A 20,413-nucleotide genomic window follows, 5' to 3' on the forward strand; every position below is an offset into this window, starting at 1 on the left:
GTGGAGGTGATTTGGGTGGCAAAGGTAACGCCGCCCACGTTGTAGAAACGGTAGCTGCCAGCGGCAGTCTTTGGCGCGGCGCAGCCACGCGTGACTACTCGCCATTGGGCTAGTTCCAGTCTTCAGAGTGGCAAGAACAAATATGGCGCGATTTCAAATGGCCGCTTTGCGTCTGCCGGTTCGGAAACCTGCTTGATTGGCTACTTCTGAAATATACTGATCTAAGGATATAAGCTAGAATACGATAGCTTTAACATTATTAGATAACGAGAAATAGAGTATGATTCCTGTTAACTGTGTTTGGGAATAAGTAAATTTTAATTCTATAGGCTAATCCTTGGTTCTCTAGATTACATCGTATTTAGCGAGCTCTAATCTAATATCACTATTGACTTTATTATATAACGTCATTAATCGATCATTTAATTCTATGGAAGTTGACAAATACTCTAGAGTTTCAGATGAGAAATCATTAGTCTTTATTTTGTTTATCAACACGGGTAGGTATTTATTAATGCTCTTTGTGAGTATAATAATCTGATTTTCAATATCATGTAAATTAAAATAGAGTGATACATAATTGCTTTCATTTAAAATATTTTCTGAAGCTGTTCCTGATACACTACTCCATTTCTCATAAAGATGAACATTATGCGTACGATGATCTTTGGCAAAATGTAAGTAGGAATTTAGATAAACTGTACTGTTTTTCTTTAAGATCATCGCATTGATGCATTTCTGGGATGCGTCAATCTTGTTGTTTAGGTAAATCGCTCTTATAGATAACTTATGTTCTTTAACTTTTTGCTCAGATTCTATCCATTTGGACCAGATGTTAACGGCACCTGTTACTAACACTGTCAAGAATGATCCAGCTAATGCTACTATAGCAATTACGGTACCTTGTTCCACTGTATAAGGGATTGGGGATTCATGATGGGGACTAAGATAAGGGACTACTATATCCTATCCCACGCAGTTTGAACATCGGTTGAGTCAATTAGCCCAATGACTGACTTCATCTCGCAAAAAAAGCTGCTTGGTATGGTCCAGTGCTTGACGAGCACCTTAAAACGTGCACTTACCGCAAAATCGTGACGGTACCGTGCTGGACTACGGTTTTGCCCGTTTCGTCTTTGGCTTCGAAGCGCCAGATGTAGGCGCCGGGAACGGGCTTTTCGTTGCGGATGCGGCCGTCCCAGGCCTGGGTTTTGTCGGTGCCGCGGAACACTTCCTGGCCGTTGCGGTCCACTACGGAGAAGGTGTACGTTCTCAGAAAACGGCCTTTCACTTCCAGCACGTCGTTTAGGCCGTCGCCGTTGGGGGTGAAGGCGGTGGGTACATAGGCTTCGAGGGCGCGGGCAGCGGTGGCGATGTTGGAGTAGCTCGGTGCCGGGAGGCCCGCGCCCGTCACTTCGAGGCGGTAGCGCACGGTTTGCTGATCGGTGGGGGGCATCGGGTCCAGGTAGGTGCCGCTGGCGCCCACCGCGACGGCCCGCAGCACAGTATTAGTAGGGCTGAGTACGAGCAGGCGGTAGCGGAGGGTATCCTGGGCCGTGAGAGCCGGCGCCCCGCGCAGCCCCGACCATCGCAGTCGTACCGAAGAACCCCGGATATCAGCCAGCTCAGTGGCCAGGATGGCGGGGCAGAAGGGGGCGCTGGCGGCGGAGCGGTTGGTGCAGTCGTCTTCGAAGCGGGCTTGGTAGCAAGGAGCCGCGGCCAGGCTGTAAGTAGCGAGCGAGTCGCGGCGGGTGCGGGTGGGCGTGGTACCGATGGGCTGGCCATCGCGCAGAAAAGTGAGCTGGCCGGTTGTGGGGAAGCGGGCTACGGTGGCCATGAGCACTACGCGGTTACGCTCATCAAAACTGACTAGCAGGCGCGGAGTAGCTGGTGGCTGAGTGGCCGTAGCGCGCACGGCCACTTCGTTGGAAACCGACGACACACTACCAGAATAGCGGGCCGCGAGGCGGTACGTGTACGTGACACCGCAAGCCACGGCGGTATCGGTATAGGCGCGGCTGGCCCCGGCAAGCGGCGTACCGAGTGGCAGCGGCGTCCCGTTGCGGGTCAGCTCGTAGCTGCTAGGGTCGGCGCCGAGCTGCCAGGTCAGCTCGTTGCGGCGCTCGGTGGCTTGCACCGTGAGGCTGAGCGTACTTACGGGTTCCGAAACGGCTTGGGCCTGCTGGCAGGCGTCGAGGCGGCGCAGGCGGTAGAAGCCGGGCTGGGCGTTGGCTATGGTGAAGCCGCTGAGGCCGTTGGCTACGGCAGGTATGGGTTGAAACGTGGTTGGTGTGGCGAAATCGGCCCGCTCCACGAAGTAGCGGTAGCCAGCTACCAGCGGCGCTACATCGAGTTGGGCTGTGGTGCCTTGCAGGCTGAGGCGCTGGATGACGAGCGGACCTGGCGCGGCCAGCTGCGGCAGCGGCTGCGTGGCCGACTTGGTGCAGAGCGTATTGTCGCTGTACCCACCCGTCACGGTAATGGAAGTAGCGCCGGCCGGCACCGAATACGTGCTCGACTGGTTGGGATTGGCCGAGAACGTGCTGGAGCCGATTTGCACCGTGTAGTTGTCGTAAGGATCACCGGGCAGCGTCAGGAGCACGAAGCCCGGCGAGCAGGCAGTAGCGGTGAAGTTTGGGGCCGGATTGTCGTAGACTTCAAACACCCGGAAGAAGATGGTAGAAGTGCCGCCCCCGACCGGAGCCTGGCCATTTTCCGTGACGGTGATGGGGCCGGCAGCGGTGGGCGTATACGTAAAAGGGGAGGGCTGAAAACCGGGCCCGCACGGATTGGGAAGAACATTCCGGCTAGGCACCACCTGGTAGAAGTACACCAGCGGCGCCCGACCAGCGCACAACTCGAATCGCACTGGGCGGCCCACGCACAGCGTCTCGACTGGCTGGCCGGTTTGTACATCAACGGCCACGAAGGTGCAGGCTGGCGGATTCGGCGATACGCCGCAGGGCTGAGCCAGCGCCGGCACCGCGCCAGCCAAGGTGCAGCCTACGAGCATCAACAACAGATAGAAATACTTCGCAAAGGGCATAAAAGGAGCTAGAAGTCAGAAGCTAGGAGTCAGGAGCAGGTAATCAGTGGCAAGCTATTGGACAAGTAGTGAGACGCTGTTGATCGGCTTCTTTATGCACTACTACCAATTACCTACTACTGACTACTCAACTAACGAAGACGCGGCCCCAATCAACACACATTCGTCCGGCGGTTCCCGCATTACGGCCAGTCGTAGCCGCGTACGAAGGCGGCAGCGGTGTGTAAATCGGGATAGAGCACCCGGTCCCGGCTCACGAAATTAACTTTCTCTCGAAAAGCTGCCACCACCTGTTCCAGCGCGTGGGAAGTGCGGGCGGGGCGGCGGAAGGCCAGCGCCTGGGCGGCGTTCAGCAGCTCGATGCCCAGGAGCTGCTCCACGTTTTGCACCACGCGCAGCGCCTTGGTGGCGGCGTTGGCGCCCATGCTCACGTGGTCTTCCTGCCCATTGCTGCTCACAATGCTGTCGACGGAAGCCGGGGTGCAGAGCTGCTTGTTCTGGCTCACGATGCCGGCGGCCGTGTACTGCGGAATCATGAAGCCGGAGTTCAGACCGGGCTCGGCCACGAGGAAGGGCGGCAGGCCGCGCTGCCCGCTAATGAGCTGGTAAGTGCGACGCTCCGAAATGCTCCCGATTTCGGCGGTGGCAATGGCCAGCATGTCGAGGGCGAGAGCCAGCGGCTGCCCGTGGAAGTTGCCGCCGCTCAGGATCAGGTCGTCGTCGGGGAAGAGGTTGGGGTTGTCGGTGACGGCGTTGCACTCGGTTTCCACCACTTGCTGCACGTAGGCCAGGGCGTCGCGGGAGGCGCCGTGCACCTGGGGCAGGCAGCGGAAGGAGTAGGGGTCCTGGACGGCAATTCTAGGCTGCGTTTGCAGCTCGCTGCCGGCTAGCACCTCCCGCACGTGGCGGGCCACGGTGAGCTGCCCGGCGTGCGGCCGGATACGGTGCAGGCGCTCATCAAACGGCTCGGCCCGCCCTCCAAACGCCTCCAACGACAGCGCCCCAATGACATCGGCGGCGCGGAGCACTCGATGCACACGCAGCAGCTCTTGCACGGCGTAAGCGAGCATAAATTGGGTGCCGTTGAGCAGCGCCAGTCCTTCTTTGGCTTCCAGCGTGAGCGGCGCCCAGCTAAAGAGACTCAGCGCATCGGCGGCGGCCAGGCGGTAGCCCTGGTAGTTGACTTCACCGAGGCCCAGCAACGGCAGGCACAAGTGGGCCAGCGGGGCCAGGTCGCCGCTGGCACCCAGGGAACCCTGCTGGTACACCACGGGCAGCATGTCGCGGTTGTGCATGTCGAGCAGGCGCTGCACGGTGGCCAGCTGCACGCCGCTGTGGCCGTAGCTCAGGCTCTGGGCCTTGAGTAGCAGCATGGTTTTCACCACTTCAGCGGGCACTTCCTCGCCCGTCCCGCAGGCGTGCGACATCATCAAGTTGACTTGCAACTGGCTCCGGTCGGCGGGCGAAATGCTCCGGTCGTAGAGGGCGCCGAAGCCGGTATTGATGCCGTACACGGGCGCGTCGGAGCGTTCCAGCCGGTCGTGGAGGTAGGTGTGGCAGTGCTCGATGCGCTGGCGGGCTTCAGTGGAAAGCGTGAGGCGGGTTTCCGGACCCAGCAGCTCGGCCAGCGTATCGAGGCTCAGGTGGGCAGAAGGGGTGAGAGCGTACTCGCGGGGCATGGGGTGGGAAAAGTAGGCGGGTGGGGCCGGGGTGGAAAGCCAAAATTGCCACTTTTTCCCGTGAGCTGACACACGAAGTTGCCTGGCGCTACGGAGGAACTGGCGGCAGTCTTCCCGCCGACGGAGTCGGCAGACTGCCAGCCACGGAGCCGGTTCAGTCTTCAGACTGAATTTTAACAGCTGCTTCTCGTGTGGTCCCGTGCGGTGTCTCTGTCCTGTGCCATGCGCCCGTCAGTCTGAAGACTGACCTAGCTTTTGCGGCTGACAGTCTTCGCCGACTGCGTCGGCTCAAGACTGCCGCCAGTTAGCCTACCAACAGTACGGGGAGGCCGGGTTCGAGGCCGGCGTATTGGGCCGCGCTGCTGTAGACGTAATCTTCCGGGCGAAAGCAGATGCCGGCCCGGACGGGATTCTGGTGCGTGTAGTCGACACGCTGCCGGATCATTTCATTTGAGGACAGTTCGACGGCGTGGCTGTGCTGCTGCCAGAACTGCGTGTGTTTGTTGTTGGGGTTGACTTTTCCCGCTTGGTTGAACATCCATTGCAGCCAGTGCTGCCGACTCTCCCGAGGATTCTCGCTGATGGCTTTTAGAAGCGCGTAAGACGTGTACTTCTTGAAGTCCCGCACCACCGCCGACAGGTTGCCGCCCTCTATCACGCGGGCCACCAGATGCAGATGATTTGGCATGAGACAGTAAGCAAAAAGCTCCAGGCCTTTCTTCTGCTGGCAAAAGTGCAGACTATCGAGAATGAGGTCCTTGTACTGCGGGCGGGTGAAAACGTCGATCCAGTCAACCACCGTGAAAGTGAGGAAGTACAGCCCTTCCTGGTCGCGAATAGAATAAGCCATGATCAAAACATATAATGCGCCTTCAATATAGTAAGCAGTAGGACTAATTTATACAACTGTCTAGCGTCTTGCTGAGGTCGTTCGGAGCGGCTCGTGAACTGTCGCAGACCAGCTGACGCGCCTTGCAAGCCTACTTACATCCGTTGCAACGCCTCCTACAAGCGTTGCAAGCACATCTACAGGCGTCGCAAAACGTCTTACAAGCGTTGCGAACAAGCTTACAACCGTTGCAAAGCCCATGCAAGCGTTGTAAAAGCAGCTACATACGTTGCAAAGCAAGCGACAACCGTCGCAAGACTACTCGCAAGCGTTTCAAAAGCGCTTACAACCGTTGCAAAAGCAGATGCAAGCGTTGCAAAAGCTACTGCAACCGCCGTTGCAAGCGGCCTCTCATCCGTATAAACAGGCCTGGCGGCAGTCTTGAGCGCGGCGCAGCCAAGCGAAGACTGCCAGCCACGAAAGCCAAGTCAGTCTTCAGACTGACCTACAGAAAAGGAAGCAGAACCACAGACGCAATAAATCAGGTTCAGTCTGAAGACTGAACGGGCTCCGTGGCTGGCAGTCTCGCCGACTCTGTCGGCTGGAAGACTGCCGCCAGCTGCCGCTTATTTCATTAGCTCCGCCACCACTTCTTCTACAAAGGCCAGCACCAACTCCTGGCCGGTGCGGAGGTCTTTCAACTTGAACTGGCCGGCGGCGCGCTCCTCGGAGCCTTGCAGCAGCACGAACGGAATGCCTTTGGCGTCGGCGTACTTGAACTGCTGGGCCAGCTTTTTAGCCTCCGGGTACAACTCGCTGGCGATGCCGGCTTCGCGCAGCTGGCGCAGCACAGGCAAGATGGCCCGCTCGGCCTCGGCATCGAAGTTGGCGATGAGGCAGCGCGTGGTGGTAGCCGCGTCGGGTGGGAACAGGTTCAGCTCTTCGAGGCAGTCGTAGAGCCGGTCCACCCCGAACGAGAAGCCCACGCCCGACACGCCCGGCAGCCCGAAAGCGCCCGTGAGGTTGTCGTAGCGGCCGCCGCCGCTCACGCTGCCCATGTTCACGTTGTTGATTTTAATTTCGAAGATGCAGCCTGTGTAGTAACTCAGGCCGCGGGCTAGCGTCACGTCGAAGTCGAGGTTCTGAAACTTGTCGAAGCCAAAGTCGCGCAGGTAGTCGAGCACGCGCTGGAGGTCTTGTAAGCCTTTATAGCCATCAGCAGTGGCATTATCAGGGTCCACACCGGCCGTGACGAAACCAGCCAGCAGGCGCTCCAGCTTTTCCTCGAAGTCGCCTGCTACGCTCAGTAGATCGAAGAGGCGCACGGTGGCTTCTTCCGAAAAGCCGCGTTCGGCCAGTTCCTTCTCCACGCCGGCGCGCCCAATCTTATCGAGCTTGTCGATGGCCGTGAAAAGGTCCACTTCGGTTCCTTCGCCGCCCAGCGCCTGGTAAATAGCGCCCAGCACGCGGCGGTGGTTGATTTTAATGGTGTGCTCCGTCAGCCCTAGTGCATTCAGTACCTCGCTCATCATCAGCACGATTTCCGCCTCGCACAGCAGCGAATCGGTGCCTACCACGTCGGCGTCGCACTGGTAGAATTCGCGGTAGCGGCCCCGCTGCGGCCGGTCGGCGCGCCAAACGGGTTGAATCTGGTAGCGCTTGAAGGGGAAGGTGAGTGTGCCGCGGTTCATCACCACGTAGCGGGCGAAGGGCACCGTGAGGTCGTAGCGCAGGCCTTTTTCGGCCACTTTGGGTAGGATGGCGCGGCTGCGGTTGTCGGTCGTGAGGTCGTCGGGCGTTACGTCCTTGGCGAAGTCGCCGGAGTTGAGGACTTTGAACAGAAGCTGGTCGCCTTCTTCACCGTATTTGCCAGTCAGCACCGAGAGGTTTTCGAGTGTGGGCGTTTCAAGCGGAGCGTAGCCAAACTTCTCGAACGTGCGGCGAATAATGCCGAAGATATAGTTGCGGCGGGCCACTACGGCCGGGCCAAAGTCGCGGGTGCCGCGCGGGATGCTAGGTTTCTGGGCGCTCATCGGGAGGGTGCGGTATGATGGCGCGAAGGTAAGCAACGGGCGGCGGCTCACTTCGCCCGCCGCGCCTGAAACAGCACCGAACCGGCCAGCGGCGCCTTGAGCGCCGTCCGTAAGCCGGCGCGGCGCAGGGTACGGGTGGTCCAGTCGTTACAGGTGCGCAGGGCGTGGTAGCGGCCCTGGGCCCGGAAGAAAAAGTCGTCGGCAGTGTAGCCGGCCGCGTTGCGCAAAGTATAGCGGGCCAGACTATCGGATTGGAAAGAAGCGGCAATCTGAGCCGTTAGCAGTTGATATTCTTCAACTGAGATACGCAGCGGCACCACGCGGGTGCCTTCCAGCGGCGCGCGGCGCAAAAAGCGGACGTGCATAAGCGTGGGCCCCGGCACCAACGCGCGCAGCACCGTGCCGGGGCCGGGCAACTTGTGCCCATAAGAAGCCAGGTAAAACCCTTCACTGCCCCAGCCAAACGCCGCGTACTGGTAGCCGCCAAAACGAGTCTGAAATGAGGAATCAGGCAAATGCCGAAACCAATTGGTGCCGCTGCGAGCCTCCCGCAACGGCAGCACCACGTCCGTGTGCGTCCCATTCGACACCACAAACACCGGCACCCCATCCGGCGTCTGCCGAAACCGACTATTCACGGGCACCAACGTACCCGTGAACAGCAAAAGCAACAAAGCAAAAGCAGCCGACAAGAAATAATGAGAAATTAGGAATGAAGAATGAGGAATTGGAGCTGGCTCCGGTCTGCCCGCTTTTTCGCGGGCTGACCGGTCGCCGCTAGCTGAAATTGCTCCGCCTGGTCGTTTGTCCCAATTCAAAATTCTTCATCCTCATTCAGAATTACCAGCTGGCGCACCCTTCGACCGGTCAGCCCGCGAAAAGCGGGCAGACCGGGGCTTTTCCGCAAGTCAAAATAAATGAAGAATGAGGAATGAAGAGGGAGAAATTGACACAACCCGGCCCGTCGTAGGTCGCGTAGCACATTCTTCATTCTTCATTCTTCATTCTTCATTCTTCATTCTTCATTCCAACTATGACCCCGCCTGCGCTACTTGGCTGGGGCTGCACTCGGCTACGGCCTGGCGCGTTGCGGTTGCCGTGGGCTGGCTTGGCAAGGATTGGAGCGTGAGCGTGCCGAGTTGCTGGTGGTTGCGCATGGGCCGAACCGTGACGGTGGGTTGCAAGGGCTGGTAGCCTAGGGCCGTCGATTCTATGATGTAGTTGCCGAGGGGCAGGTTATTGATGTGGAAGTTGCCCTTGGCATCGGTGGTGCCAGTGGCGGCCAGGCCATGGTCGGTGGCGCGCAGAACTACCACGTTGGTGTACGGAATGGCTTCTTTCGTGTCACCGTCGCGGAGGCTGCCGCTGACGGTACCGTTGAGGGTGGCAGCCGAGAGTTGCAGTACGGCCAGCGAAGCAATAAAACCTACGAGGGAGCGGTTCAACAAGGAAGTTTTCATGATTTTCAGAGGAAAAAAGTAGGCAAGGCGCTACCCGTCGGCCAACCACGTAGGGCAGCCAAAAAGCGGAAGCAGTGAATTAAAAAAGAAGCTGGTGAGCCCGGGTCCGGCTGGCGAAAGCGCCAGGTGGCAGGGCGGGGGCCCCACTCCAGTTGAGCGGGGCTCTTCGGCGGGCGGGTGGCCTGGCTTTTCGTTTCTGGAAAGCCGCCGCACATCGAAGCGGGGTCTGGAAAGTCGGCAGAAGTAGCTAGCAGTCTGCCGGGTAGTGCCGCAACTACCTTAAAGATGTCGGCGGCGGGCAAAGAGATGCCTGAGCATCAAAAGATTTTTCGTTGGCGCTATTCTAAGGGTTACTTGGATTTTACGCTGCAAAAGTAGGGAGTATGTTCGCCGGTTTCAATCGCACGATGATGTGATATCAAGCCGGCCACCCCTTAGCCACCGAAGCCACCGCCGCCGCCCTGGGGCTGGCTCTCGATTTTCTTCGGGGGTTTGTTGGAGCCCAGGTACCAGGAGAAGCCCAAGTAGCCTACCCGCGACTCCCACTTGTTGTAGTACGTGGCCTGGAAATCGTTTTCGGCGGCGTATACTTTCGTGAGGTTGCGTTGCGTGTTGAAGATGTCACTCACCCGGAGCGTGAGGGCCGCCCGGTCGTTGAAGAGGCGCTGGCGCAGGGCCACTTCCACGGAACCCACGGGAGAAATACGGCCTTGCGGCGTGATGACGGCGGCGCGGTAGTTACCAGTCAACTGCACGTCAAGCTTGGCGGTGGGGTTGAAGGTGCTCATCAAGCGTCCCGTACCCGACACCGTGCGGCGGCTGGTTTCGTTGCCCGTAGCGGCCGTGACGTTGGTTTGGAACAGCGAGCCGTTGGCCGTCAGGCGCCACCATTTCGTGAGGGGCTGGTTGAGCGAGAGTTCGGCACCCATGCTCGTGGCCTGCCCGAAGTTGTCGGCGTAGCTACCCGTAATCACGGCGCCGTTGCCGTAGAGGCGGGTGGCGGCGGTATCTACTCGCGTCAGGCGCTGGATGGCGTTGGTGGTTTGGCGGTAGAATACGGTGGTGTTGAGCGAGGTCTGGCCCATCATCATTTGGTGGCCCAGCTCAAAGGAATTGATGTATTCGGGGCGCAGTGTAGGGTCGCCGATGCGGTAGGTGCGCTGGTCCTGGTAGAGCGGGAAAGCCAGCAGCTGCATGAATTGCGGGCGGTTGAGGCGCCGCGAGTAACTGAATTGCACGCGCTGCTCGGCCGTGGAGAGGTTGCGCGCCACCGTGGCCGAAGGAAACAGGTTGAGGTAGCTCAATTTGAACGGGCCATTGCCGCCGTCTACCTCGCCGCGGGTGTTGGTGTATTCGCCCCGCAAACCACCTTGCAGGCTCCATTTGCCCATGGTCTGCTGGTAGGTAGCGTAGCCGGCCTGCGTGTATTCCTTGAAGGTATAGAGGAATGAACGGTCGGCGAGGCGTTCGAAACCGGGCGTGTCGCCGTATTCGCGCAGGAAATCGTCGGTGCCATCGTTGAGCATCATCTGGCCCTTCAGTCCAGCCTCAAAGCGGATTTTCTCGCCGACGGGATGCACATAGTCGGCTTGGTAAGAGGCCGCGTTCAGGTCCACGTGCAGATCCTGCTTCCATTCGAGCAGGTCGTCGGTGCCGGAAGTGTTGCGCTGACCCACCACCACATCGGCCAGTAGGTTGGTGTAGGCGGCGCTGGCCGTCAGTTCGCGGCCTTTGTGGGCTTCCCAGGTGCGGCGGTAGTCCACAGAAGCGTCGGTGTTGTTTACGTTCTCCGTCACTCTGAACGTGCTGCCAATCAGATTGCTGCCTTGCGCACTACTGATGTTGGCTAGCTGCGTGCCGGTGTTCAGGCCGCGGTTCATGTTGGGCTCCACGGTTAGCGTGAGCGTTTGCTCAGGCGAAATCGTGTAGTCGAAGCCCAGACGGGCAGAGTGGTTGACGTTGTGGCGCCGGTTGCTGCCGTCTTGGTGGATGAGTAGCGTGTTGCCTTCTACGGTCGTGGTTTGGTCGGTTCGGGAAGTGCTGATGTACCGGTCGTCGCGCAGGTTGTAGGAGCCGAACAGGTTCAGCTTACCGGCGCGGCGGTTTAAGCTGAGGCTGGGGTTGTACTTGTCGCGGGTGCCCACCGTAAGGGCGGCTTGGCCGTTCCAGCCGTCTTTCTTCTGCTTTTTGAGGATGATGTTGATGACGCCCCCGCCGCCGGCCGCATCGTAGCGGGCCGAAGGGTTGGTCACGACTTCCACCTTCTCGATGGCGCTGGCCGGAATCTGCTCCAGGCGGTTGCCACCCGCGCCGCTGTTGCCGCCGCCGCTGGGTTTGCCATCCACCAAAATCGTGATGTTGGAGCTACCGCGCATTGTTACCGTCCCATCGGGCGATACGGCCACGGAGGGCACGTTTTGCAGCACGTTTACGGCGGTGCCGCCCACGCTGCTCAGGTCTTTTTCTACGTTGATGACCTTCTTATCGAGGCTTTCTTCTACGGCGGCCCGCTCGCCCTGCACCGTAACGCCGGCCAGCTGCATGGCCGTGGGCGCCACTTTTAAGGAACCCAGCCGCAAGTTAGGGTTGGCGCTGGTCAGGGACACTGGGCGGCGCAAACCTTGGTAGCCGACGGCCGAAGCTTTCAGCAGATAATTGCCCATGCCCAACGAAGCCAGCTCAAAAGTGCCCGTTTCAGTGGTTTGCGCGCCGCTTACGAACGTGGAATCCTGAGCGCGCAGTACTACTATGTTGGCGAAGGGCAGCGGCTGGCCGTTGGCTTGGTCGAGTAGCGTACCCGACACCGAACCGGTGGGCTGTTGCTGGGCCGCGGCCGCCAAAGGAGAGAGCATAACAAGGAACCCCAGGCCCTGAATGGCCCGGCTGAAAGGCAGGAAGGAAGTCATCGGAGTGGTGAGTTGGAGTACGAACCAGGCAAAGAGCTGCCGTTCCAGGCGGCCGCGGTTCCGCTGGGTGGCTGTATTGCCAGAAGTTAAGGCACGAAAAGCAGGGGTGCCCACCGATCCAAACTGGGGGCACCAAGCGGCCGAAACACAGTGAGCAGCAAAGAGAAACGTTCGTCTCAGTTAGGCTGCCCGGCTCCCGGCCCGATTGGCACGGTGGTGTCCGGCGTCTGCTGCGGGGGGCGCCCCCGAGTGGGGCGGGCCGAGCGGCAGGGTATTTCGCTTATCAATGACCCAAAGGTAACAGAAGGTACTATGCAACGCAAGGTACTGTGTAAATTAATTTTGTGTTGCGTCGTTTTTTGGTTGGAGTTAAGCAGGTTGTGATGAGCGAGAAGTAGCCAAGCGGCTTACTGAAAACCCTCTTTGCAGCGTATAAAGCTGGTTTTGCTTGCTTCTGGAGTACTAGATGTAGAAAAAGCGAAAAGCGTGGTCCGTACCCGAAACTTTTCTTGCGACTCCCTAGCGAAGATTCAGCTTCATCGATCAAACTGCCCTGTACTGTCGAGGTCAGCGAAGGATAAAGACCTAATCTGTTGATGATCAAGAGGACTTCAGCCATCGATAGCTAAACCGTCTGCGCCTATGTAGCCTTGGCTTCAGCCTTTGGAATGGTCTGGACCAGTTGGGCCTTATAGTGTGGAGTTGACTATTGAGGACAATCTTGGCTGATTCTGGTGGGGATACTTCCGCAAGTGGCATTCGTTACAGACCACTCAAACTTTTAGGCCAACAATTTTCCGGGCGCAACCTGGGCACAAGCTGATACAAACCGAACATAGTGTCCAAATCCGGACAGGATTTCTCTCGTTGCAAATCCTTGATACATGTATAAGTATCTGATATAAAACACTCTGCAGAAATGGCACGGCGGTTGGCTGACTGTACAGGAATCACCCTTATTCCTGTACGAAAATGGACAGAGCAATTTCTTCCGACACCAAAAACCGCCGCAAGCTTCGCCAATGGTTGCTGATAGCAGTAGCCCTGATCGTGGCCGTGGCGGGCCTGCTGGCCTTCCGCTCGGTGTTGCAACCCAGCATCCGCCGCGCCCAGCTCCTGACGGCCACCGCCGAAACCGGCGACGTAGAAGCCTCTCTCACGGCCGCCGGCCTCATTATTCCGGGCCATGAGGCCGTCATCACCAGCCCCATCCAGAGCAGCGTGCGGCGGGTAGTAGTGCAAGTAGGGGAGAAGGTGAAGCCCGGTCAGACCATTCTGGAGCTGGACAAAGACCTCACCAACAGTGCCCTGGCCAAGCTGCAAGACGGCCAGCAGCAGAACCGCAACAAGAACAGCCAACTGCAACTAAGCCTCGAAAAAGCCCTCAACGACCTTCGCTCCCAGGAGCAGGTGCAGCAAGTGAAAGTGCGCAGCCTACAATCGGCGCTGCGCGACGAGCAGTATCTGCTGAAGATAGGCGGCGGCACTGCCGAAAGCGTGCGGCAGGCGGAGCTGAATCTGAAAGTGGCCGGGCTGGAATTGCAGCGTCTGCGCGAGCAAATTCGCAACCAGCGGGCCGCCAACGCGGCTGATGTGCGAGAGCTGGGCTTCACGATGCAGATTCAGGACCGTAGCATCGCGGAGCTGGCGAGCAAGTTGTCCCAGGCCGATATCAGTAGCCAGCAGCCCGGCGTGCTTACCTGGGTGAACGAGGATATCGGGGCCACCGTGCAGCAGGGCGACCCGCTGGCCCGCGTGGCCGACCTGAGCAGCTTCCGCGTGCGAGCCACCATTTCCGACTCCTACGCCGACGCCCTACACACCGGCGACGCCGTAATCGTGCGCCTCAACGGCATCGACCTGCGGGGCACCATCAGCACCGTTAGCCCGGCCGTGGAGAAAGGCACTGTGACATTCTACGCCCGCCTCGCCGAAGACCACCACCCGGCCCTGCGCTCCAACCTGCGCGCCGACGTGTTCGTGGTGACCAGCAACCAGCGCAACGTGCTGCGCGTCAAGAACGGCCCCTTCTACCAAGGCGGCAAAGAGCAGCCCGTGTTTGTGGTGCGCGACGGCAAAGCCGAGCGCCGCGTGGTACGCTTTGGCGAAAGCAACCTCGACTACGTGCAGATCCTGAGCGGCCTGCGCCCCGGCGAGGAAGTCGTGCTCAGCGACATGAAAGAATACCTGGAAACGCCCAGCCTCACTATCAAAGACTAACGGCCATGAAAATTCTATCGACTTTCTGGCTGAAAAGCACTTCAGGTTTCTGGGTAAAACGCATCAGCTTGCGAGCTAGCCAAGTTTTACGCGGTACAGCACAAGCGAAAACGTACGTGGCAGTGTTAGCCTTGCTTCTACTACTAACCGTACCAGTTGCCGCGCAGAATAGTGGCTCCTTGAATCTGGAGCAGGTGATTGGGCTGGCGTTGGAGCAGTCAGCGGTGGCGGGGCAGGCCCGCACGGCGCGCGAAACCAGCTACTGGCAGTTTCGCACGTATCAGTCGAACTACCGGCCGCAACTGGCGTTGCAAGGCACATTGCCCAATTACAACCGCGTAATTACGCCCGTGGTGCAGCCCGATGGCACCATTCAGTTTCAGGCGGTGCGGCAGAACAACTCCACGCTCGGCCTCACGCTCAGCCAGAACATCGGCCCGACTGGCGCGCAGATTTTCGTGAGTTCGGAAACGCGGCGCTTCGACGACTTCAACCGCGACATTCGGCTCTACAATAATCAACCCGTCAACTTTGGCCTCACCCAGCCGCTGGGGCGCTACAACCGCCTGCGCTGGGACCGGCGCATCGAGCCGCTGCGCTACGAGGAAAGCCAGCGCCAGTTTGTGTTGGAGCGCGAAACTATTGCCCAGCGCATTACGGAGCTGTATTTCGATGTGCTGCTGCAACAGGTGAATGCCGACGTGGCTACGCAAAACGTGCAAGCCAACGAGGAAATGCTCCGCCTCGGCAAAGAGCGTTTCCAACTCGGCCGTCTCAGCCAGAGCGACTTGCTGCTGCTGGAACTCAACGTGCTCAATTCTCGCCGGGCCCTCGCCCAGGCCCGCATCGACGCCCAGGATGCGGCTCTTAGCCTGCAAACCTACACTGGCCAAAGCGCAGAAGCCCTACGCCTCACGGTGCCCACCACTACGCCGCGGCTAACGGCACCCGCCGATGAGGCTCTAGCCCAGGCCCGCCAGAACCGCCCCGAAACCGTGGCCTTCCGCCGCCGCCTGCTCCAAGCCGAAAGCGACGTGGCGCTGGCCAAGGGCACTACTGGGTTTCAGGCCTCGCTGGTGGCCAACTTAGGCTACGTGAACAGCGCCCGCAACTTTTGGGACACGTATTACAGCCCCCAGAATCAGCAGCAAGTGAGCCTCACCTTCGCGCTGCCGCTCGTGGACTGGGGCCGGCAGAAATCGGTGGTGAAAACGGCCGAAGTAAACCGCCGCCAAGCTGAGCAGACGGTGGCCCAGGAACAGCAGGTGTTCGAGCAGAGCGTGCTCACGCAGGCCACCCAGCTCGGCACGCTCAACGAGCAGCTGGCCCTCAGCGCCCAGGCCGATACGCTGGCCCAGCGCCGCTACGACATTGCCCAGGCCACTTACAAAGTAGGCCGCATCAGCCTCACCGACCTCAATATCGCGCTAGCTGAGAAAGACCAGGCCCGTCGTGGCTACATCAATGCCTTGCGCGCTTGCTGGGTGGCTCACTACCGCCTGCGTGCCCTCACGCTCTACGATTTCGAGCGTCAGCAACCGTTAGCGGCTGGTCAGTAGCGCGCCGCCGAGCCGTCTTGCTCTAACCGGACATTGCTCCCTGCTGATATCGAACACAGTGTCCGGTTTTGAACAGATTTTATACAACGACTTCAATTGGTTTTGTGATTAACTATTTGATTATCAAAAGAAAATAGAAATGGCACGCCACTTGGCTTATTAGGTCAGGTACGGGGCCTTCACTGCCCAAAAACGGACAACCTCTTCCAACACTTTCTTCCGACATCCTTCGCCTTCAACTTCTGCCGCACATGAACCCTTCTTCCACTCCGCAAGGCCTCTATACTTCCGCTGCCACGGCCAGCAGCAAACCGATGCTGCAACTCACCAACATCGAGAAGGTCTACCAAACCAAAACCATCGAAACGGTGGCGCTGAACCGCGTCAACCTGACCATCAACCAGGGCGAGTTTGTGTCGATTATGGGTCCCTCGGGCTGCGGCAAGTCTACGCTGCTCAGCATTATGGGGCTGCTGGACGAGCCGACTTCCGGCACCGTGGAAATTGCGGGCCGCCCCGTGCAGTCGTACTCCGATAAGGAACTGGCTTCGTTGCGCAACCACAAAATTGGCTTCGTTTTCCAGAGCTACCACCTCATCAACGACCTCTCGGTGCTCGACAACGTGGAGCTGCCGTTGCTTTACCGCAGCGGCGTGAGCGGCAAGGAGCGCCGTCAGCGCGCCCACGCCGCCCTCGACAAAGTGGGCCTGAGCGCCCGCACCAACCATTTTCCCAGCCAGCTTTCGGGCGGGCAGCGCCAGCGGGTAGCCATTGCCCGGGCCCTGGCCGGACGCCCCGAACTCATCCTCGCCGACGAACCCACCGGCAACCTCGACTCTGTGATGGGCGAGGAAATCATGGATCTGCTGCTGGGCCTCAACCGCCAGGAAGGCACCACCATCGTGATGGTAACCCACGACGAACAGCAGGCTCTAAAGACGGAGCGCGTCATCCGCTTCTTCGACGGCAGCCAGGTACAATAGCGCCACGCGGCCCAGGCGCCCAGGGCTGAAACCCCGGGCTAGGCAGCGAAATCCGAAACAAACCACTCCCTAGCCCAGGGCTTCAACCCTGGGAATTCCGAGAATCCCGCGCTTCGTGCTACAGCTTTAACAAGCCATGAAACTTTCCTCTCTTCCCTTCTCGACCGATGCAGAACTGGTAGCCGCTTGCCGCCGGGGCAACGCCGCCGCGCAGGAGCAACTCTACCGTCGTTTCGCGCCCAAGATGCTGGGGTTGTGCCGGCGCTACTTGCACCACGAGTTCGATGCGGAAGATGCGCTGGCCCGTGGCTTCGTGAACGTGTTCCGCGGCCTGCATCAGTTTGAGGGCAAGGGTAGCCTCGATGGGTGGGTGCGCCGCATCATGGTGCACGAGGCCCTAGGCTGCTTGCGCCGCCGCGAATCGCTCACGCTGCGCCTCGACGACTGCCACATCAGCCACTTAGCCACCGATGCGCCTTCGGCCGACGTGGAGCTGCAAGCCGCCGACCTGCTGCGGCTGGTGCAGGAGCTGCCCGCTGGCTACCGCGCCGTGTTCAATCTCTGCGCCATTGAGGGCTATACCCACCCCGAAGTGGCCGAGCTGCTCGGCATTTCGGAGGGCACCAGCAAGTCGCAGCTCAGCAAGGCCCGCGCCGTGCTCCAGCGGCAGGTGGCCGCCCTGCATTCTTCCTTCTTCACATCTCATTCTGCCTTCAGCCATGCTGCTTAGCTATCTTAAAATTGCCTGGAAGGTCTTGCTGCGCCGCAAGTTCTTCACCTTCATCAGCCTCTTCGGCATCAGCTTTACGCTCATGATTTTGCTGGTGGTGTATGCCTTCTTCGACCACATGATAGGGCCGCACACCCCCGAAAAAAAGATAGATCGGATGTTGTTCATCAACCGCATGAACCTGCTCTACAAGGACGGTGGCCAAAGCAATTCCAGCCCGAGCTACGCTTTTCTAGAGCGCTATGTGCGCCCCATGAAAACCCCCGAAAAGATTTCTATTAGCACTTCCTTCGGCTCCACGGTGGCTTTTATTGGTAACCAAAAGCTGGAGCTGATTGAGAAATACACTGACGGCGAGTTCTGGCAGCTGCTGGACTTCAAGTTTCTGGAAGGCCGGCCTTATACAGTGCGTGAGGTGAAAGAGGCAGCCCATATAGTTGTCATCAACGAAAGCACCAGTCGCAAGTACTTCGGCACTGCTACCGGCGTAGTGGGACGTCCGTTCGAAACGTTCGGGAAACGCTACCAAGTGGTAGGAGTGGTGGAGGATGTGCCCGCCACGCGCTTCCATACCTACTCCGATATCTGGATACCGATTACCACGAGTGTACAGGACATCAAAAGCACGGAGTACATGGGCGGGGCAATGGCCATTCTGCTGGCTCCCAGCGCGGCTGATGTAACAACGATGCAGCAGGAATATCAGCGGATAGTAGCCAAGGTGCCGGTGCCGGACCCGAAGGTGTTTGCCGCCGTCCGTACCCACGCCGAGCCGCTGCTTGGCTCTTTTACAAGGCAGTTTTTCAATTATGTAGAAGAAGACAGTGGCGTGCGGCGCTTCCTAGGAGTAGCGTTTGGCTTAGCCTTCCTGTTTATCCTGCTGCCGGCCCTGAACCTGGTGAATATCAATGTGAGCCGCATTTTGGAGCGTTCCTCTGAAATAGGAGTGCGTAAAGCTTTTGGCGCCACGGCGGGCACTCTGATAGGGCAGTTCTTAGTCGAGAATATCTTTCTCACCCTGCTTGGCGGCGTGCTAGGGTTGCTGCTGGCGGCAGGCGCGCTCTATCTGCTCAACACCAGTGGCTTTATCTCCTACACCAACTTCACCCTAAACTGGCGGGTGTTCTTGTGCGGCTTACTCGTTAGCCTGCTCTTTGGATTGCTGTCGGGGGTGTACCCGGCTTACAAAATGTCGAAACTACAGGCTGTAAAGGCCCTGAAAGGAGGAAGCAACTAATGATACGCCATCTGTTTACCCTGATTTGGAACCGCAAGCGGGCCAATTTCCTGCTCATCGCCGAAGTTTTTTTCGCCTTCGTCGTCCTGTTCGTGGTGGGAAGTATGCTGGTGTACAACCAGCAGAACTACATGGCTCCTCTGGGCTATGAGTACGAGCAGGTGTGGCAGGTAGACCTCGACCCCGGCCAACAGCCCACGAAGGACCAGCCCCCCATCTACGACCAGATTGTGCAGCGTCTGAAGGCCATACCCGGCGTGAAATACGTGGCGCGCAGCACCTGGAACACGCCGTTTTCATTCAGCAACAACAACGGCGACCTCCAATTTGGAACCGGCCCTAAAGTGGAGCACGACCACTACACCGTAGGGCCCGAAATGCGCGACGTACTGGGCCTCAAGCTGCTGCAAGGGCGCTGGTTCGAGAAGGGCGACGAAACGGCCACGCGGCCCGTCACCGTCATCACACAAGAAGCCCGCGATAAGCTGTTTCCGAATGAAAATCCCATTGGCAAGGTCATCCATAGCGGCAGCAACAGCAAGTATGAGTGGCAGGTGATTGGCGTAACGGGCACCTACCGCGCCGGCAGCGACTTCAGCGAACCCGCTCCCGCTGTCTTCCGCCTCATTATGCCGCTGGACACCAACTTCGTCGGGAGTTCGACCATGCTAATTCGGGTGGCGCCTGGTTCTGGGGCCGCTCTGGAAAAGCGCATCATCAGCGAAGTTCTGAACACGGCTAAAGGGTGGCGAACCGACGTTAATACTCTGCCCGAAATGCGCGTAGTTAAGCTCAAATTTGTGATGACGCCCATCGTAGGCTCGCTCATCGCCTGTGTATTCTTGATTGTAAACGTGGCGCTGGGCTTATTCGGGGTGCTCTGGTACAACATCAACCAGCGCCGGTCCGAGATTGGATTGCGCCGCGCCATTGGCGCGAGCAGCCCGGCCATTAGCAGTCAGTTTCTGGGCGAGGTGATGGTCGTGACAACGTTTGGGCTGCTGCTGGGCCTGGCCGTGGCGGCGCAGTTTCCGCTGCTCGGCGTCATGGATCTAGGGGCCAAAGTGTACGTGCCCGGCATGTTGCTCGCCACGGTGCTCATCTACATTCTCACGGCCATCTGTGCGATTTATCCGAGCCGCCTGGCTTCCGGCATCCGCCCGGCAGTAGCCCTGCGCGAGGAGTAAGTTCAGGCTGGACCCTTACTCATATTCTTCGCGCTCCTAGCCAGGCGCCTAATGGCATCAGGGGCTTCCAGAGGATAATCAGGTGGGTAAAAAGGTCAACTGGTTGTGTCGAAAGGATAACTAGGTGGGTGAAAAAGACAACCAGATGGGTAAAAAAGCTAACTGGTTCAGGTCCGAACTGAACCAGTTGCCTGGGGAGCACAACTGGTTGCCCAAAAAGGACAACTCGTTCAGCTCGGACCTGAACTGGGTGTCCTTTTAAGGCAACTAGCTGTCCTTCGCGAACAGCTGGTTTGAGTTTAGGCCACCTACTTTGGGTGACGTGGCGCGCTGGCCGGGCTCGTGGCCTATCTTGCCGGAGACTAGGCAGCGGGCCGTTGCGGGCTCACCCCCAAGGCTTCTCCTGGCAGCGGGGGCAGTATAGCAAACCCACGTTGCGGACTAGCCGCCTAGCGGCTCAAGGATTGTAGAACAACAGCCCTGAAACGACCCTGCGCCGCGTAGCGGTGCCAGAGACGCCCGCCGATCTGGCACCGCTACGCGG

14 protein-coding genes are annotated in these 20,413 nt (G+C 58.8%); 6 read left to right on the forward strand and 8 right to left on the reverse strand.

Annotated elements, in window-relative coordinates:
* Positions 1-345 precede the first annotated feature (345 nt).
* From ACYSMN_RS06160 to ACYSMN_RS06195, 8 genes are all read right to left on the reverse strand, one after another.
* Positions 346-912 (reverse strand): hypothetical protein, encoded by a 567-nt coding sequence (locus tag ACYSMN_RS06160; RefSeq protein ID WP_488922976.1) that lies wholly within the window; start codon positions 910-912, stop codon positions 346-348.
* A gap of 169 nt (positions 913-1,081) precedes the next feature.
* Positions 1,082-3,046, reverse strand: coding sequence for a T9SS type B sorting domain-containing protein (locus ACYSMN_RS06165; protein ID WP_488922977.1), 1,965 nt, complete (start codon positions 3,044-3,046; stop codon positions 1,082-1,084).
* A gap of 182 nt (positions 3,047-3,228) precedes the next feature.
* On the reverse strand, positions 3,229-4,725 hold the full coding sequence (gene hutH / locus ACYSMN_RS06170; RefSeq protein ID WP_488922978.1) for a histidine ammonia-lyase: 1,497 nt from the start codon (positions 4,723-4,725) through the stop codon (positions 3,229-3,231).
* Between the two features lie 304 nt (positions 4,726-5,029).
* Positions 5,030-5,575, reverse strand: coding sequence for an REP-associated tyrosine transposase (locus tag ACYSMN_RS06175; RefSeq protein WP_488922979.1), 546 nt, complete (start codon positions 5,573-5,575; stop codon positions 5,030-5,032).
* A gap of 605 nt (positions 5,576-6,180) precedes the next feature.
* Entirely contained in the window at positions 6,181-7,587 is a 1,407-nt protein-coding gene (hisS, locus tag ACYSMN_RS06180; RefSeq protein WP_488922980.1) for a histidine--tRNA ligase, read from the reverse strand.
* A gap of 47 nt (positions 7,588-7,634) precedes the next feature.
* Positions 7,635-8,279, reverse strand: coding sequence for a TIGR02117 family protein (locus tag ACYSMN_RS06185; RefSeq protein ID WP_488922981.1), 645 nt, complete (start codon positions 8,277-8,279; stop codon positions 7,635-7,637).
* 339 nt (positions 8,280-8,618) lie between these two features.
* The gene (locus ACYSMN_RS06190; RefSeq protein ID WP_488922982.1) at positions 8,619-9,047 is read right to left on the reverse strand and encodes a carboxypeptidase regulatory-like domain-containing protein; all 429 of its coding nucleotides are present in this window, start codon (positions 9,045-9,047) and stop codon (positions 8,619-8,621) included.
* A gap of 434 nt (positions 9,048-9,481) precedes the next feature.
* On the reverse strand, positions 9,482-11,953 hold the full coding sequence (locus ACYSMN_RS06195) for a TonB-dependent receptor (RefSeq protein WP_488922983.1): 2,472 nt from the start codon (positions 11,951-11,953) through the stop codon (positions 9,482-9,484).
* A gap of 972 nt (positions 11,954-12,925) precedes the next feature.
* Between ACYSMN_RS06195 and ACYSMN_RS06200 the strand changes: the two genes are divergently transcribed.
* The 6 genes from ACYSMN_RS06200 (at position 12,926) to ACYSMN_RS06225 (ending at position 19,869) form a co-directional block, all read left to right on the forward strand.
* Positions 12,926-14,173 (forward strand): efflux RND transporter periplasmic adaptor subunit, encoded by a 1,248-nt coding sequence (locus tag ACYSMN_RS06200; protein ID WP_488922984.1) that lies wholly within the window; start codon positions 12,926-12,928, stop codon positions 14,171-14,173.
* Positions 14,174-14,304: 131 nt separating this feature from the next.
* Entirely contained in the window at positions 14,305-15,732 is a 1,428-nt protein-coding gene (locus ACYSMN_RS06205) for a TolC family protein (protein WP_488922985.1), read from the forward strand.
* A 314-nt stretch (positions 15,733-16,046) separates the two neighbouring features.
* Positions 16,047-16,715 carry an ABC transporter ATP-binding protein gene (locus tag ACYSMN_RS06210; protein ID WP_488922993.1) on the forward strand — a complete coding sequence of 223 codons (669 nt, stop codon included), beginning with the start codon at positions 16,047-16,049 and terminating at the stop codon, positions 16,713-16,715.
* Positions 16,716-16,851: 136 nt separating this feature from the next.
* The gene (locus ACYSMN_RS06215) at positions 16,852-17,445 is read left to right on the forward strand and encodes an RNA polymerase sigma factor (protein ID WP_488922986.1); all 594 of its coding nucleotides are present in this window, start codon (positions 16,852-16,854) and stop codon (positions 17,443-17,445) included.
* Positions 17,435-18,682 carry an ABC transporter permease gene (locus ACYSMN_RS06220; RefSeq protein ID WP_488922987.1) on the forward strand — a complete coding sequence of 416 codons (1,248 nt, stop codon included), beginning with the start codon at positions 17,435-17,437 and terminating at the stop codon, positions 18,680-18,682. Before ACYSMN_RS06215 ends, ACYSMN_RS06220 begins: the two co-directional genes overlap by 11 nt.
* The gene (locus tag ACYSMN_RS06225) at positions 18,682-19,869 is read left to right on the forward strand and encodes an ABC transporter permease (protein WP_488922988.1); all 1,188 of its coding nucleotides are present in this window, start codon (positions 18,682-18,684) and stop codon (positions 19,867-19,869) included. The genes ACYSMN_RS06220 and ACYSMN_RS06225 overlap by 1 nt, the downstream gene beginning before the upstream one ends.
* Positions 19,870-20,413: the final 544 nt, after the last annotated feature.

The organism is Hymenobacter sp. M1-2 (assembly GCF_057808495.1).

Coding starts and splice junctions, on each gene's coding strand:
- ACYSMN_RS06215 (WP_488922986.1), top strand. CDS start 16,852: ATGAAACTTTCCTCTCTTCCCTTCTCGACCGATGCAGAACTGGTAGCC.
- ACYSMN_RS06220 (WP_488922987.1), top strand. CDS start 17,435: ATGCTGCTTAGCTATCTTAAAATTGCCTGGAAGGTCTTGCTGCGCCGC.
- ACYSMN_RS06200 (WP_488922984.1), top strand. CDS start 12,926: ATGGACAGAGCAATTTCTTCCGACACCAAAAACCGCCGCAAGCTTCGC.
- ACYSMN_RS06225 (WP_488922988.1), top strand. CDS start 18,682: ATGATACGCCATCTGTTTACCCTGATTTGGAACCGCAAGCGGGCCAAT.
- ACYSMN_RS06175 (WP_488922979.1), bottom strand. CDS start 5,575: ATGGCTTATTCTATTCGCGACCAGGAAGGGCTGTACTTCCTCACTTTC.
- hisS (WP_488922980.1), bottom strand. CDS start 7,587: ATGAGCGCCCAGAAACCTAGCATCCCGCGCGGCACCCGCGACTTTGGC.
- ACYSMN_RS06195 (WP_488922983.1), bottom strand. CDS start 11,953: ATGACTTCCTTCCTGCCTTTCAGCCGGGCCATTCAGGGCCTGGGGTTC.
- ACYSMN_RS06210 (WP_488922993.1), top strand. CDS start 16,047: ATGCTGCAACTCACCAACATCGAGAAGGTCTACCAAACCAAAACCATC.
- ACYSMN_RS06190 (WP_488922982.1), bottom strand. CDS start 9,047: ATGAAAACTTCCTTGTTGAACCGCTCCCTCGTAGGTTTTATTGCTTCG.
- ACYSMN_RS06165 (WP_488922977.1), bottom strand. CDS start 3,046: ATGCCCTTTGCGAAGTATTTCTATCTGTTGTTGATGCTCGTAGGCTGC.
- hutH (WP_488922978.1), bottom strand. CDS start 4,725: ATGCCCCGCGAGTACGCTCTCACCCCTTCTGCCCACCTGAGCCTCGAT.